General features: G+C 35.4%; 18 protein-coding genes. All 18 read left to right on the top strand.

All coding sequences use genetic code 11. The annotated features are described in order from the left end of the window. Nucleotides 1–155: 155 nt before the first annotated feature. The 18 genes from ABH955_RS15430 to ABH955_RS15515 all read left to right on the top strand — a co-directional run bounded on the left by ABH955_RS15430 (nucleotide 156) and on the right by ABH955_RS15515 (nucleotide 14,891). A complete protein-coding gene (locus ABH955_RS15430) occupies nucleotides 156–1,019 on the top strand; it encodes a flagellar hook-associated protein 3 (protein ID WP_002149158.1) in 864 nt (287 codons plus the stop codon). Nucleotides 1,020–1,039: 20 nt separating this feature from the next. Next, nucleotides 1,040–2,419 carry a flagellar hook-associated protein 2 gene (locus ABH955_RS15435; RefSeq protein WP_002141111.1) on the top strand — a complete coding sequence of 460 codons (1,380 nt, stop codon included), beginning with the start codon at nucleotides 1,040–1,042 and terminating at the stop codon, nucleotides 2,417–2,419. 22 nt (nucleotides 2,420–2,441) lie between these two features. Then, nucleotides 2,442–2,810: a flagellar export chaperone FliS gene (locus tag ABH955_RS15440; protein ID WP_002117918.1), complete on the top strand. Its 369-nt coding sequence runs from the start codon at nucleotides 2,442–2,444 to the stop codon at nucleotides 2,808–2,810. Then, entirely contained in the window at nucleotides 2,800–3,072 is a 273-nt protein-coding gene (locus tag ABH955_RS15445; protein ID WP_002201054.1) for a hypothetical protein, read from the top strand. The genes ABH955_RS15440 and ABH955_RS15445 overlap by 11 nt, the downstream gene beginning before the upstream one ends. 387 nt (nucleotides 3,073–3,459) lie before the next feature. Continuing rightward, nucleotides 3,460–3,867: a flagellar basal body rod protein FlgB gene (flgB, locus tag ABH955_RS15450; protein WP_002117928.1), complete on the top strand. Its 408-nt coding sequence runs from the start codon at nucleotides 3,460–3,462 to the stop codon at nucleotides 3,865–3,867. Between the two features lie 20 nt (nucleotides 3,868–3,887). Then, on the top strand, nucleotides 3,888–4,301 hold the full coding sequence (gene flgC, locus ABH955_RS15455) for a flagellar basal body rod protein FlgC (protein WP_044441445.1): 414 nt from the start codon (nucleotides 3,888–3,890) through the stop codon (nucleotides 4,299–4,301). Nucleotides 4,302–4,318: 17 nt separating this feature from the next. Further along, entirely contained in the window at nucleotides 4,319–4,618 is a 300-nt protein-coding gene (gene fliE / locus ABH955_RS15460) for a flagellar hook-basal body complex protein FliE (protein WP_002149151.1), read from the top strand. 22 nt (nucleotides 4,619–4,640) lie between these two features. After that, complete coding sequence (gene fliF / locus ABH955_RS15465) at nucleotides 4,641–6,221, top strand: flagellar basal-body MS-ring/collar protein FliF (RefSeq protein ID WP_215600997.1); 1,581 nt, start codon at nucleotides 4,641–4,643, stop codon at nucleotides 6,219–6,221. Nucleotides 6,222–6,237: 16 nt separating this feature from the next. Beyond that, a complete protein-coding gene (fliG, locus tag ABH955_RS15470) occupies nucleotides 6,238–7,242 on the top strand; it encodes a flagellar motor switch protein FliG (RefSeq protein WP_044441450.1) in 1,005 nt (334 codons plus the stop codon). After that, nucleotides 7,229–7,915: a FliH/SctL family protein gene (locus ABH955_RS15475; protein WP_404456052.1), complete on the top strand. Its 687-nt coding sequence runs from the start codon at nucleotides 7,229–7,231 to the stop codon at nucleotides 7,913–7,915. The genes fliG and ABH955_RS15475 overlap by 14 nt, the downstream gene beginning before the upstream one ends. Next, nucleotides 7,912–9,216, top strand: a complete 1,305-nt coding sequence (locus ABH955_RS15480; RefSeq protein WP_404456055.1) for a flagellar protein export ATPase FliI — start codon at nucleotides 7,912–7,914, stop codon at nucleotides 9,214–9,216. The genes ABH955_RS15475 and ABH955_RS15480 overlap by 4 nt, the downstream gene beginning before the upstream one ends. A 115-nt stretch (nucleotides 9,217–9,331) precedes the next feature. Continuing rightward, nucleotides 9,332–9,742, top strand: coding sequence for a cytoplasmic protein (locus ABH955_RS15485; protein WP_256491132.1), 411 nt, complete (start codon nucleotides 9,332–9,334; stop codon nucleotides 9,740–9,742). A gap of 1 nt (nucleotide 9,743) precedes the next feature. Next, the gene (locus ABH955_RS15490; RefSeq protein WP_404491308.1) at nucleotides 9,744–10,868 is read left to right on the top strand and encodes a flagellar hook-length control protein FliK; all 1,125 of its coding nucleotides are present in this window, start codon (nucleotides 9,744–9,746) and stop codon (nucleotides 10,866–10,868) included. Nucleotides 10,869–10,871: 3 nt separating this feature from the next. Then, entirely contained in the window at nucleotides 10,872–11,450 is a 579-nt protein-coding gene (locus tag ABH955_RS15495; RefSeq protein WP_404456060.1) for a flagellar hook assembly protein FlgD, read from the top strand. A 17-nt stretch (nucleotides 11,451–11,467) separates the two neighbouring features. After that, nucleotides 11,468–12,691, top strand: a complete 1,224-nt coding sequence (locus ABH955_RS15500; RefSeq protein WP_404456063.1) for a flagellar hook protein FlgE — start codon at nucleotides 11,468–11,470, stop codon at nucleotides 12,689–12,691. A gap of 49 nt (nucleotides 12,692–12,740) precedes the next feature. Beyond that, nucleotides 12,741–13,076 (top strand): DUF3964 family protein, encoded by a 336-nt coding sequence (locus tag ABH955_RS15505; protein WP_002030948.1) that lies wholly within the window; start codon nucleotides 12,741–12,743, stop codon nucleotides 13,074–13,076. A 279-nt stretch (nucleotides 13,077–13,355) separates the two neighbouring features. Next, nucleotides 13,356–13,841, top strand: a complete 486-nt coding sequence (locus ABH955_RS15510) for a LysR family transcriptional regulator (RefSeq protein WP_404456066.1) — start codon at nucleotides 13,356–13,358, stop codon at nucleotides 13,839–13,841. A gap of 141 nt (nucleotides 13,842–13,982) precedes the next feature. Next, a complete protein-coding gene (locus tag ABH955_RS15515) occupies nucleotides 13,983–14,891 on the top strand; it encodes a chemotaxis protein (RefSeq protein WP_404491310.1) in 909 nt (302 codons plus the stop codon). Nucleotides 14,892–15,302: the final 411 nt, after the last annotated feature.

Below are 15,302 nucleotides of genomic sequence, written 5' to 3' on the forward strand. Positions count from 1 at the left end.
TCCGGCATAGTGTGGAAGCGGATAGAGCCTTTTAGTGGGCCAAGCCGTGTTAGATCAGAGATATGAAATGGTTGAAGGCTAGGGAAGAAACTAACAGTACATAGTTGCAGTAGCTTCTCTAGCCCAGTCAAATATAGATAAAGGAGAAGATAGGGATGAGAGTATCTACATTTCAAAATGCAAACTGGGCAAAGAATCAGATGATGGATTTGAATGTGCAACAGCAATACCACCGAAATCAAGTAACTTCTGGGAAGAAAAACCTTCTTATGAGTGAAGATCCACTTGCAGCAAGTAAATCATTTGCGATTCAGCATTCATTAGCGAATATTGAACAGATGCAAAAAGATTTAGCGGACTCGAAAAATGTATTAACACAAACTGAAAATACTTTACAAGGTGTTTTTAAATCTTTAACAAGAGCGGATCAATTAACAGTGCAAGCGTTAAATGGAACGAATAGCGAAAAAGAATTGAAGGCAATCGGTGCAGAGATTGATCAAATTTTAAAACAAGTTGTATATTTAGCGAATACGAAAGAGCAAGGCCGTTATATTTTCGGTGGTGATAGTGCTGAGCAAGTTCCATTCACAGAAGATGGTACGTATCAAGGTGGAAAAAATGATGTGAACTGGCAACTAAATGATGGCTATGAATTAAAAGCATTTCGTAACGGAGAAGAATTATTATCACCGGTTATAAAAACGTTAAAACAGATGAGTGAAGCGCTTAATAACGGTGATCAAAAAGCTTTGCAACCATTATTAGGAGAAAATAAGAAAAACTTAGATAGCATCATTAACCGTACAACTGAAGTTGGTTCAACTATGAATACAATGGAGACGTTTAAAACGATTTTAAGCGAGCAAAATTTAGCGCTTCAAGAAAACCGTAAAGAAATTGAAGATGTCGATTTGGCGGTAGCAATTTCTGACCTAGCATATATCAATGCAACGTATGAAGCGACGCTTAAAGCGGTTAGTACGATGAGTAAAACGAGTATTTTAGACTACATGTAAACAATAAGGAGTGAGACGACATGGCAGGGACATTAACAGGTATTGGCGGTAGACAACAGATCTGGAACCTCGGAAATAATATGATCGATACATCTAACTTTGTAGAATTAGAAATGCAAGCGTTAGACATGAGGAAAACACCATATACTAATGAAAAGAACCAACTTTCACAAGATAAACTATTATATACAAGTTTAAAATCAGAATTTAGTTCTTTCACACAAACTTTTAAAAACTTAGCGGCTTTTAAAGGGAATGAGAAAAAAGTAACGACATCACAAGATGGTTATATTAACGTAAAAGCTGATGGCGGTGCGATTGCAGGAACTTTTAATATGACGATTACACAGCTCGCACAGCGTCATCAAATAGCTTCTAATAAGATTGCTGATATAAATGCGAAGCTTCCTAAAGATGAAACATTACAACTAGGCGGTAAAGAACTAAAAGTAACAACTGATATGACATATAAAGATTTAATTAACAAAATTAATGACGGAGATTATGGTGTATCGGCTTATACACTTGGAGATAAAATCTTTATGTCCTCGAAAAAAGAAGGAACAGATGGAGAAATTAATTTTAAGGGGAACACATCTACACTGTTTCAAGATATTGGTTTAGCTAAGGCGGATGGGACAGCAGTCAATACAATTAATGAAGCGCAAAATGCCAAATATAGTATTAATGGTATTGAAACTGAAAGTTTTACCAATACAATTGAAGCTCTTCCGGGCGTGAAAATTGAATTGTTAAAAGTAACTGAGCCGAAAGCAGAAGGAACACCAGATGCAGGTACAACAACAGATCCAAAAGCAAAAGGTATAGATCTGAAGTTTACAGTAAGTGACTCAAACGTAACAGATGCATCGAATGTTATTAAAAAGATGGTGGCGGATTATAATAAAGCTGTTTCTACAGTAGATATCTTTGCTGGGAAAGGTGGAGCTTTCCAAGGTCAAGCTATTATGCAAAGTGTACGTCAAGCTATGAATAATGTCGTGACATTTTCTCAAGACGGTAATTATTTATTCTCATTTGGTATCCAATTAAAGCAAGACGGGACGATGGAAGTTAATGATGAACAATTAACAAAAGCGTTAAAAGACAAGCCGGATGCAGCGAAGCAATTTTTCTTTGGTTCTAACGGTTTAGGGAAGATGATGGAAGAACCACTTGATAAACTATTTGGTGATAAAGGTGTAGTCGGAGAGCGTGTAAAAAACATCGATTCACGTGTAAGTGATTTAGATAAAAAGATTAAAGATATTGAAACACAAAATCTGCAAAAACAAGATGAGATTGTGAAGAAGTATCAAAAGCTAGAAAGTACATTAGCGGCGCTAGATAGCCAACTAAAAACAATTAAAGCAATGACAAAACAAAAAAGTGATGATTAATGAAAGTTGAGGAAGTGATCGTATGCAAGCATGGCAACGTTATATGCAAAATGATATTATGACGAGTAATCCAATTAAAAATACAATTTTTATTTATGAAAGATGTATCGTTGAGTTTCGTAATTTAGAAGAGCTTTTAAATACTTTTAAACTACAAGAAGGAGATGCACTTCTTGAAAAATTAGAACGTATTTTTGAAGAGTTAAAGCTTCAATTAAATCCTGAGATTACTAAAGATTTATATGATAGTCTATTCGGTTTATATGATTGGATTAGCATTCAAATTCAGACGATGAAAGTAACTCGTGAAGCAAAAGACATTGATGCGATTGTGCAAGTGTTACAAGATTTAATAGACGGTTACCGCGGAGCACTTGAAAATGAACAATGATATTTATCGAGCGTTTGTCGGCTGTTTTAATGAAATCGGTGAATTGCAAGTGTCAGATGAAGAATTTGCTGAGAAAAGTGCTATGTTAAATCGCTGGATGATGACCTTGGATGAAAAGACGAGAGCAGATGTTGCAGCGGAAGTGAGTCCATTAATAATAAAGGCAGCTCAACATATTCGAGATAAGCAAAAAATCTTGGAAGAAATGATTATGACAAATGATGGACGAATGAAAGCTAATTCGTTTTACGGTAAATATTAATTGTAAAGTATGGAAACGGGTTCTCTTTATTACAAGGGGGATCCATTCCATTGTTTGAATAAAGGCGTTCCGCTGATTGAGGTTTCACTTTATGACTGTAATGAAAAAACAGAAATAATCTAAATAATAAAAAAATGAACTTTATTTTATTGTTCTTATATTGAAATGTTATATAGATTACTAAGTGAATACAGTTTTTTGTATTCTTTTATATATTTTTGTATTTTTCTAAAGACAACAATGGGAAAATGGAATAAAATATGAAAGGGTACATAAGAGATAATATTTTAATAAATACATATAAGGAAATGAATAATAAAGTGAAACTTCCATCAGTGGATGATCATGCCGTAAGCGAGCATGATGGAGTAAAGAAGGGTGTGGAATATGCCGGACTTAGTTAGTGATGTTAGTCATTATATGAATTATTTAGTAACGAAGCGAAATACTGTTTCTAGTAATATTGCAAATGCGAATACACCGGGGTTTAAAGCACAAGATGTAACATTTGCTGAACAAATGAATATGAATAATCCACTATTCAAAAAAAATGCTGCGGATTTAAAGAGTAATTCAGACTTATATCAAACGAATGAAATGCACTTGCCGACAGCGAATACGAAAAATACATATGCAAAGATTCAAACGAAATCAATGCAGACGAATAAAGATGGAAATAGTGTGGATGTAACGACAGAAATGCTAGATTTAATGAAAACAAACCAATTATATGGTATCTCAATTAATGCGATTAATACGCAATACGCAATTAACCAAGCAGCACGTGGACGTTAAGAGTAGAAGGGGAGACAACGATGTTCCAAGCAATTAATGCAAGTGGCTCAGCGCTAACTACAGCGAGAAAATGGATGGAAGTTACTTCTAACAATATCGTAAATGTGAATACGACGGGAGCGCCAGATGCAGAGCCGTATCACCGCCGAAGTGTGGTGCTAGAATCAAATAATAATTTTGCAAATATGCTAGAGGGAGCTCCTGCTAACGGAGTGAAAATAAAAAGTATTGAAACAGATCGAAATGAAAATCTAGTATATGATCCAACACATCCACATGCAAATGAAGAAGGCTATGTACGTTATCCGAACATTGATGTGACAGCTGAGATGACGAATGTAATGGTTGCTCAAAAAATGTATGAAGCAAATACAAGTGTATTAAATGCGAACAAAAAAATGCTCGATAAAGATTTAGAAATCGGCCGAGGATAAGAGGGAAGAGGGGAAATATGAAAATCCAACCAATGTTAAATGCCCAGCCATTTGGAGCGATTCAGCCAATTGGTGCACCGAAAACTTCACAAACATCTGTAGTTGAAGGCAAAAAGTTTATTGATTTATTGGAAGATATGAATCAAACGCAAAATAATGCACAAACAGCAGTATATGATTTACTGACAAAAGGGGTAGGAGAAACGCATGATGTTTTAATTCAGCAGAAGAAAGCTGAATCACAAATGAAAACGGCTGCTCTTGTACGAGATAATCTTATTGAGAATTATAAGTCACTAATTAATATGCAAATTTAGGAAAATGGACGGGTGTGTTTAAATGGAAAAGATAAAAAATGTTTTCCAATCGTTGAAAACGTGGCATAAGTTAGTAATTGGTGCTGCGCTCTTAGCGATTGTAACAGGAGCACTTTTATACTTCACCTTGCCAGATAAATATGTTGTTGTATATCAAAATTTAAACGATACAGATAAGCAAGAGATTACAGCAGAATTATCGAAGCTAGGTGTTGATTACCAATTAGCAGCCGATGGTTCGATTCGAGTGCAAAAGAACGATGCTCCATGGGTTCGAAAAGAAATGAATGGAATGGGCTTACCGTTTAATTCAAAAAGCGGTGAGGAAATTTTATTAGAAAGCTCGCTCGGTTCAAGTGAGCAAGATAAGAAAATGAAGCAGATTGTCGGTACGAAAAAGCAATTGGAGCAAGATATTGTACGAAACTTTGCGACAATTGAAACGGCAAATGTTCAAATTACATTACCTGAAAAAGAAACCATTTTCGATGAAGAAAAGGCAAAGGGAACAGCAGCAATTACTATTGGTGTGAAACGTGGACAACTATTAACAGCTGATCAAGTTGCGGGTATACAGCAAATGATTAGTGCAGCCGTTCCAGGTGTGAAAGCAGAAGAAGTAAGTGTTATTGATAGTAAAAAAGGTGTTATCTCAAAAGGAGCAGATGCAGCGCAATCTACTAGTTCCTCTTCTTATGAAAAAGAAGTTGAGATGCAACAACAAATTGAAGGCAAATTAAAGCAAGATATTGATGCGACGTTAATGACGATGTTTAAGCCAAATGAATATAAAGTGAATACGAAAGTCTCTGTAAATTATGATGAAGTTACACGTCAGTCAGAAAAATATGGCGATAAAGGTGTACTTCGCAGTAAACAAGAGCAAGAGGAAAGCTCTACTGCGCAAGAAGGGGCGGATACGAAGCCAAGTGCTGGTATTACAGCGAATGGTGAAGTGCCAAACTACGGTACGAACAATAATCAAAATGGTAAAATCGTCTACGATAATAAAAATGGTAACAAAGTTGAAAATTATGAAATAGATAAAACAGTTGAAACGATTAAGAAACATCCAGAATTAACGAAAACAAATGTTGTTGTATGGGTAGATAATGATACGTTAGTAAAACGAAGAATTGATATGACAACGTTTAAAGAAGCAATTGGTACAGCAGCTGGACTTCAAGCTGATCCGAACGGAAACTTTATAAATGGTCAAGTTAACGTTGTAACTGTTCAGTTTGATCAACCGAAAGTAGAGAAAGAGAAAGAACCAGAAGAAAGTGGTATTAATTGGTGGTTATTCGGTGGAATTACAGGTGGATTGTTAGCGCTTGGTGGCCTATTATTATGGTTCTTCTTAGCAAGACGTAAGAAAAAGAAAGAAGAAGAGGAATATGATGAATACTTAGCAGAAGAGGAAGTTGCTGCTAGTAGTGAAAGCATTATGGAAATTCCTGAAGAGAAAATAGTACCAGAGCCAAGAAAAGAACCAGAACCAGTAGAACCGACAGAACCTACATTAGATGACCAAGTGCAGGAAGCTACGAGAGAGCATGTAGAAGGTACTGCAAAAGTTATTAAAAAATGGCTAAACGGATAGTAAGGGAGGAAAAACAATGTTAGATGAAATCTCCTCCAAAGAAAAAGCTGCCATCCTCATTCGTACATTAGACGAAGAGGTGGCAGCAAAAGTCATTGAATATATGACGGCTGAGGAAAAAGAAGTGTTACTTCGTGAAATTGCGAAGTTTCGTATATATACACCAGAAACGTTAGAAAATGTACTAGGGGAGTTCCTGTATGAACTAAATGTAAAAGAATTGAATTTAGTGACTCCAGATAAGGAATACATTCGTCGTATATTTAAAAATATGCCAGAAGACGAGTTGGAAAAATTATTAGAAGACCTTTGGTACAACAAAGATAATCCATTTGAATTCTTAAATTCACTTACAGATTTAGAACCACTTCTTACAGTGCTTAATGATGAATCGCCACAAACGATAGCAATTATTGCTTCTTATATTAAACCTCAATTAGCATCTCAATTAATTGAGAGATTACCAGATCATAAGCGTGTAGAAACGGTAATGGGCATTGCGAAGCTAGAGCAAGTAGATGGTGAATTAATTAATCAAATTGGTGAGTTATTAAAAGCAAAATTAAATAATATGGCATTTAGTGCTATTAATAAAACAGATGGATTGAAAACGATTGTGAACATTTTAAATAATGTTTCACGAGGCGTTGAAAAAACAGTCTTTCAAAAGCTCGATGAAGTTGATTATGAGTTATCTGAGAAAATTAAAGAAAATATGTTTGTCTTTGAAGACTTACTTGGTCTTGAAGATCTTGCACTTCGCCGTGTATTAGAGGAAATTACAGACAACGGTGTTATTGCGAAAGCAATTAAAATTGCAAAAGAAGAAATTAAAGAGAAATTATTTACATGTATGTCTTCAAACCGTAAAGAGATGATTTTAGAAGAGTTAGATGGCTTAGGACCGCTTAAGATGACGGATGCTGAAAAAGCGCAGCAAACGATTACAGGTACAGTGAAAAAGCTAGAGAAAGAAGGAAGAGTTATCATTCAAAGAGGTGAAGATGATGTCCTTATTTAAAAACAGAATTCCGAAGAATTCTGTTTCTTTTTCTGAGGAAACGTATGAATTACAGTTTCCAAAGCCAATACCAGTTCACACTGAAGGGGAAATACAAGTAGATCATGCAGAACTTCTTGCGCAGCAAGATGCATTGCATATTGAAATGAATCAGCTAAGGCAGCATCAACAAACGTTAGAACGAGAGTATCAGCAGTTGTTGCAGGCTAAAGAAGAGTTTCAAATGCATATTCATGAACAAATGGAACAGATGGAAGCAGCACGTATGCAGTTTCAAAAGGAGCAACAAGAAACGGCATACGAATGGACTGAGTTATTATGGAATCAATCTTTTCAATTAGCAGAAAAAATTGTGAATCAAGCGGTAGATTCACGAGTATTAGATGTTCTGCCAATATTAACAGGTATCGTTCAAACATTGCCTACTTCATTTGAAAAGTTAATTATAACGGTTCATCCAGAAACATTTGAGCGTATACAAGAAGAGAAGGAAAATACGAAAGAGTATTGGTTGCTACAATTAGTAGAATGGAAGTATGATTTTTCTTTACAGTTTGGCGAATTTGTTTTGGAAGAAGAGAAGGAGTTCTTTGAATTTAAATTTGCACCGATATTTGCGAAACTTCGTCATAAATGGGAAGAAGAAAAGTTGTTTGAGGAGCAAAATGTATGAACAATAAGCTCATGAACGAACATAATAAATGGAATACGTTTATTGAAACGCCGTTTTATACGAAATTTGGCAAAGTTCATAGTGTACAAGAGCAGTTTTTTGTAGCGAAAGGTCCGAAAGCGAAGATTGGAGATGTTTGTCTCGTTGGAGAACATAGCGTCTTATGTGAAGTTATTGCAATTGAAAAAGAAAACAATATGTTACTCCCATTTGAACAGACAGAAAAAGTGTGTTATGGAGATTCAGTTACATTAATTGCAGAAGATGTCGTTGTGCCCCATGGTAATCATTTGCTTGGCAAAGTGTTAAGTGCAAATGGAGAAGTGTTAAATGAAGATGCTGAAAATATTCCAGTACAAAAAATAAAATTAGATGCACCGCCGATTCATGCATTTGAGCGTGAAGAAATTACAGATGTATTTGAAACGGGAATTAAATCGATTGATTCTATGTTAACGATTGGAATCGGTCAAAAGATTGGTATTTTCGCTGGATCAGGTGTTGGGAAATCTACATTACTTGGAATGATTGCGAAAAACGCAAAAGCTGATATTAATGTTATTAGTTTAGTAGGTGAGCGTGGCCGGGAAGTAAAAGACTTTATTCGAAAAGAATTAGGCGAAGAAGGCATGAAAAAAAGCGTCGTTGTTGTAGCGACATCAGATGAAAGTCACCTTATGCAACTTCGTGCGGCAAAGCTTGCTACATCTATTGCTGAATATTTCCGTGATCAAGGAAATAATGTATTACTTATGATGGATTCAGTTACTCGTTTTGCTGATGCTCGCCGAAGTGTTGACATTGCAGTCAAGGAATTACCAATTGGTGGTAAAACACTATTAATGGAAAGTTATATGAAAAAGTTATTAGAGCGATCCGGAAAAACACAAAAAGGGGCAATAACAGGTATTTATACAGTGCTAGTTGATGGTGACGATTTAAATGGTCCTGTACCAGATTTAGCTCGTGGTATTTTAGATGGACATATTGTATTAAAACGTGAGCTCGCAACTCTTAGTCATTACCCTGCCATTTCTGTACTAGATTCGGTTAGTAGGATTATGGAAGAAATCGTATCGCCGAATCATTGGCAACTTGCAAATGAAATGAGAAAAATTTTATCTATTTATAAAGAAAATGAATTGTATTTTAAACTAGGAACAATTCAAGAAAATGAAGAAAATGCTTATATTTTTGAATGTAAAAATAAAGTGGAAGCTATAAATATGTTTTTAAAACAAGGTCGAACGGATAGTTTTCATTTTGAAGATGTTGTCCAAGCGATGCACCATATTGTATAAGACCTCGTCCTTTGAGGTCTTATTTTTTTGTTTTTAATATTTCACAGATTTTTTTGTGAAAAAACTATATAATAGAAAAAGGGAACGTTATAATAGGAAGGGGCTATGAAAACGTGTGGATAAGCAGCAGTACGACACGATAAAATTGCAGATTAATCAAGAGAAAGAACAAATCTTGAAAGAAGTGTACGAACTAACAGCTGAAAAAAGAAAAATAGAACAAAAAAAAGAATATGATCTGTATGTTGTGAAATCACGTAGTAAAGTCGTACAAACTGGGCAACGTATTATGGCTGGTATGCTGTCTTCACATACATTTTCACCTGAAAGAATAGAAGAATGGAATCGGAAAATAAAAAAAACAGAAGGTTTTATTCAAAAAAATGAAAGCCTTTTAGAGCAAATAAAAGAAAAAGAACGTGTCATTGATGAAATGTATCAAGAAGATTGTAAGAAGCTTGTGAAAGTAAAAGAAAAGTTAGAAGAAAAAATGCTTCTTGATTTAAAAATGTGTATGAACGGATGAGGTGGATGTAGTGATACAATTTGTATTACCGGTGCAACAAAGTTTACCTCCGCAAAAAGAAAAAGGGCTAGAAATAAAATCGAAAAATGAAAATTCTTCATTTGATAATACAATGAGAATTGAAAATAAAAAGCAGCCGAAAACGGAGAAAACGAAACGAGAAGAAGCACCAATAGAAGAGAAAAAAGATTATATTCTTTCTAAAAAATCGGTAACGAAAGAAGAGCCTATTGTTAAGAAAGAAGAAAAAAAAGAGACAGAACAGTTATTATTATCTGTATCTGAGCAAATGGTTGCAATTGAGCAATTACGTGTGCAACCAGAATTGTTATATCAATACATACAAAAAATACAAGAGTTATATAAAGAATACGGAAATATTAAACTGAACGAATTGCCCGCAGCTGAATTACAGCAATTACAAGAGCTTCTTTCAAACATGAATATTAAAAATGCCATATGTTTAGAAGATACAATGCAAATGACGTTAGACAAGGTGACGATGCCAGAGCAGATGTTGCAAGTATTAAAAGTCGTAGAATCAGAAACTTGTAATATTGCAAAGAAACAAGAAGAATTTAAAGACTTAGATGTAGATCTTCCGAAATCAGAGAGTGATGATGTAAAGATAGAGTTGCCAGAAGTTGATACATTAAACGATTCGAGTTCTGCGGGTGTGGAGTTATTAAATAAAGCGACCAGTACCGATCAAATAGGAAAATCAAATGGTGGTGCTGTGAAGGTTTCATTGCCTGACTTAGGAAAGAAAATGGAAGCGCAAGTAGAAGCGCTGCAAAAATTTGTAGTGAAACAAGAACGCGTTTTATTCCAGCTAAATCCAGAAAAACTTGGTACATTAACTGTGTTTATGAAAAAACATGGAGACCAAATTGATGTTCATGTAGAAATGGAAAAACACGATGCGAAAAAACGTGTTGAAATCATTTTTGATGAATTGAAACTAAAGTTAAAAGAAAAAGAAATCAATATTCAAATTAGCTATTCAGATAAAGATGAAAATCGTAAAGAACAGCGAGAACAAGAGCAAAGGCAAAAACAAAAATTAGCAAATACGAAACATGAGAAACAACAATCAAAAGAATTTGCGGGATTATTGGAGGAATAAAGCGTGCCAACAGTTGGATTAAATACAACGAGTACAAATCATATTCCGTTACAAGCAGGAGCGCAAAAAAGTAATGTACCTGTTAACGGTGTACAATCGCCAGTTCAACAAGCGAATGGAGTTTCAGTAGGAGAGCAAAAGACTCCTGGGGTAATGGGGAAAGATGATTTCCTAAAATTGTTTTTATCGAGTTTCCAGCACCAAGATCCATTTAATGCGATGGATATGAATCAAATGATGAACCAAACAGCGCAGTTATCTCTTATGGAACAAGTGCAAAATATGACCAAAGCAGTTGACTCTTTAAGAACGACGATGTATTCGACAGCGCTTGATGGTGGAATGAAGTTTTTAGGAAAGTATGTAAGAGGTATTGACGGTGAAGGGAACAAAGTAACTGGTCAAGTAGAGACAGTTCGCCTTGCAGAAAATAACGATGTACAGCTCGTTATTAATAATAAAGTAGTATCTCTTCGTTTCGTTGAAAGAGTGTCTGATAAACAGATTGGAGACACGAATCCAGAAGATGTAAAGGAAGCCGATCAAAAAGTAGTTGAAGAAGTAAAAACAACAAATTCATAAGGAAGTGTCCATACATTATGATTAAAGCGTTATATACAAGTATTACAGGAATGAATGCAACACAAAATGCATTAAGTGTAACTTCAAATAATATTGCCAATGCACAAACAGTTGGGTATAAAAAACAAAAAGCAATGTTTGATGATTTATTATACAACAATTCAATTGGTGCAAAAGGTGATGATAGATACGCAGGGACGAACCCTAAAAGTATCGGTAACGGTGTAAAAATGAGCGGAACGGTTACGGATTATAGCGATGGTACAATTACGTTAACAGGTGGTAAAACACAAGCAGCAATGGAAGGTAACGGTTTCTTCGTTGTAGGTGATTCAAAAGCTGGAAATATGGAATTTACACGTAAAGGGACATTTGCAATATCTTCAGATTACTATGTTACGAATACAGAAGGTCAATATGTATTCGCTTATCCAGCAGATCCATCAACTGGTAATGTTGACTTATCTGGTATCCCGGGGCCATTGCAAATTCCAATGGGATCAGCAATCGGTGGTATTCGAACATCAAAAGGAGTTGTTGGAGGGAATATTCCAGCCGATGCAAAACAAATTACGCAAGAATTGCCTGTATACGATGATGCTGGTAATACATGGACAATGCGCGTGGAGTTTACACAAACTAGTGAACATAATTATAAATATACAGTAAAGATGCGTAACGACTCGAAGAAAGAAACAACGTTTAATGAGGTTCAAGGCGCAGGTGGTGATATGACGTTTGATGTAGTAGGAAAGCCAAATCAGCAAAATCCTGGAGCATCTATTCCATTTAATGGCGGAACAGTAAATTTAGATTTTAGTAAATTAACAAACCATCCGACAGATAAAACATTAGCAGTAACAAACGTAGATGGTAGAGCGGCGGCGACTGTTAAAGATTGCTTTATTGCTGACGGTGGATATTTGATGGTAAAATATTCTGATGGAAGTATGAAAGCTGCTGGTCAATTAGCTGTTGCAATGTTCCCGAATGAAGGCGGTTTGATGAAAACTGGTAACGGTAACTATACAGCGACAAATACAACGGGTATTTTAGCAATGGGTGTATCTGGCCAAAATGGTGCAGGAAAAGTACGTGGTAGTGCACAAGAAGGTGCAAACGTAGATTTATCTGTAGAATTTGTTGATTTAATGCTATACCAACGTGGCTTCCAAGGAAATGCGAAAGTAATCAAAATTTCAGATGAAGTATTAAATGAAGTTGTAAACTTAATTCGATAATAAATCGTAAAGAAAAATTGTAACGTAGTAGAAAGGGTTTTATATTCGTATGACAAGACAAGAGCGAATTTTACAATTGCCTTTTTTCGAAAATAAACGTGAGCTTGCTGAGCAAATGTTAAAAATAGAACGAGAAGAGCATGTATATTTACCAGATCAATTTGAAATCAAACAAGTGCCTCCATATTCGTTTGGTGAAAAACAAGCAATCATTGGCCGTATACACGAGTTTTACTTCGTAAGTATTGGTAGTAGTGGTGTTTGGAAGTATCAACTGTTTAAAGATGAGATGAAGTGCCGTGAGTTTTTCGTTATGTTGCCGGATATTACGGATCAGCAGCTTGCTTTTTGGTTCAATAACATTGAGTTGTTGAAAGGGGCTTAAAGGTTCGTAAAAGCTTTCTTTTAGGTTTTGAGAGAGGGCCCAGCGATGAGTAGTAGCGGTCAGTGTCTATGAGTGGTTTGTATGTTGTGAGACCAGAGATATGTAGTGGTTCTAAGGTAGTTGGAGAGGCTGGAATCCAAGTGTTTAGGTGGTACCTCTTCGCTCTTTGAAGATATAGGGCCTATGAGCAGTGATTTGAAATAGATATAGATTAATTTAAGATAGTTGTGCTATATTGTACAATTAGACTAAGTTTATATAAAAGGAGAGGTGAGGAGGATGGCGCAGAATAAGTATCGCGTTACATTCATTTCGCCAAGTGAGGTTGAGCAACGTACTGTAATGATGGCGAGTAGTTTGCCTAATTTAATACGTCAAGTAGAGAGTATTATTGCAGATCTGAACGGTTATTTTGTAAATGATAAAAAGAATAATTGCTATTTTAAAGTGATTAAAGAAAATGTTACGTTTATTCAATATGAGTTACTATTTTCGGATAAGGAAATTCACATTGAAAAGTTAAAACATATAGCACCGGCGGTATTGAAACAATTATTTGAAAAAATAAACGATCCGGAATTATATGCACTTGCACTTCTTGATGTCGATATAGCGACAAAGGAATATGTGCTAGGAGAAATGAATCCAGAGCTTAGGGTGAGAGTGGAAACAGAGCTTTCGAAAAAATGGGAAGCGATGCCGACAGAAATTGTAGGAGCGCAAGAAGTGTTACTAGAAGCACTTGCTTTGTTTATACAAGATTAAGCTTTACCAGTGTTTTTATTATTTTAAAACGGCAAGGCTCACGCAACTATCTATATTTTTCATATAGGTAGTTGACTTTTGGATGTTATTAAAGCTTAATAGTTAAATATACGGAATTAATGAAAGGGGAGCGACACCTTTATGTCACAAGCACAAAGTATTTTATTAGAAAGTGGAACAAACGAATTAGAAATCGTAACTTATACTGTGGGTGAAAATTTATTTAGTATCAATGTAATGAAAGTGCGTGAAATTATTAATCCATTCCCTGTTACAACTGTGCCGGAATCTCATCATGCAGTTGAAGGTGTTGTTCAAGTGCGTGGTGAAATTTTACCTGTTATTAATTTAGCGACAGCTCTTAATTTAAAATCGATAAAGCCACTTGATCAAACGAAATTTATTATCTCGGAATTAAACCAAATGAAAGTTATCTTCCGTGTTGATGAAGTACATCGTATTCAACGCATTTCTTGGGAACAAATTGATGAGCCAGCTTCATTATCTATGGGACTAGAAGAAACGACGTCTGGAATTGTAAAACTAGATGGGAAAATTATCTTATTGTTAGATTATGAAAAAATTGTTTGCGAAATTAGTAACAGTGGTTATGACAATAAATCACTTTCAGGGTTAGAACAAAAAACTGATCGAGCTGAAAAAGTTATTTATATTGCAGAAGATTCAGCGATGCTTCGTCAAATACTAGAAGAAACATTATCATCAGCTGGATATACGAAAATGAACTTCTTCAGCAATGGTGCAGAAGCATTAGCTCAAATTGAAAAATTAGCAAAAGAGCAAGGTGAAAAAATGTATGAACATATTCATCTACTTATTACAGATATTGAAATGCCGAAAATGGATGGACACCATTTAACGAAAGTAATTAAAGATAGTGAAGTAATGAAGCAATTACCAGTTATTATTTTCTCTTCATTAATTACGAATGAGTTGTTCCATAAAGGTGAGGCGGTTGGAGCGAATGCTCAAGTGAGTAAGCCTGATATTCAAGAGTTAATTGGTTTAGTTGATAAGTTAGTGCTTTAAAAGCTTTTATTTAGCTGGAAGAGAGGAACGAGCCAAGTATGGGAGCGGTCAGTGCCTAATAGAGGTCCATGCGATGTGAAAGACCAGAGATATGGAGTGTTTTTAGGTAAGTCGAAGAAGTAGGCTTTCGAGTGAGGGTGTGAAGAACCGGTTTAAAACACGCTTTTTAGTTGGAATAGAGGAACGAGCCAAGTGAGGAAGCGGTCAGTGCCTATTAGTTCTCCATGCGATGTAAGACTAGAGATATGGAGTGGTTTTAGGTAAGTGAAAGAAGTGAGCCTCCGAGTGAGGGTGTGAAGAACCGGTTTAAAACACATTTTTTTAGTTGGAATAGAGGAACTAGCCATGTATAGTACTGGTTAGTTCCTTTTTAGTATTCTATGCTTTGTACAGGCAGAAAAATCAAACGCT

The organism is Bacillus sp. RC240, assembly GCF_044907945.1.
GTDB classification, from domain to species: Bacteria; Bacillota; Bacilli; order Bacillales; family Bacillaceae_G; genus Bacillus_A; species Bacillus_A mycoides.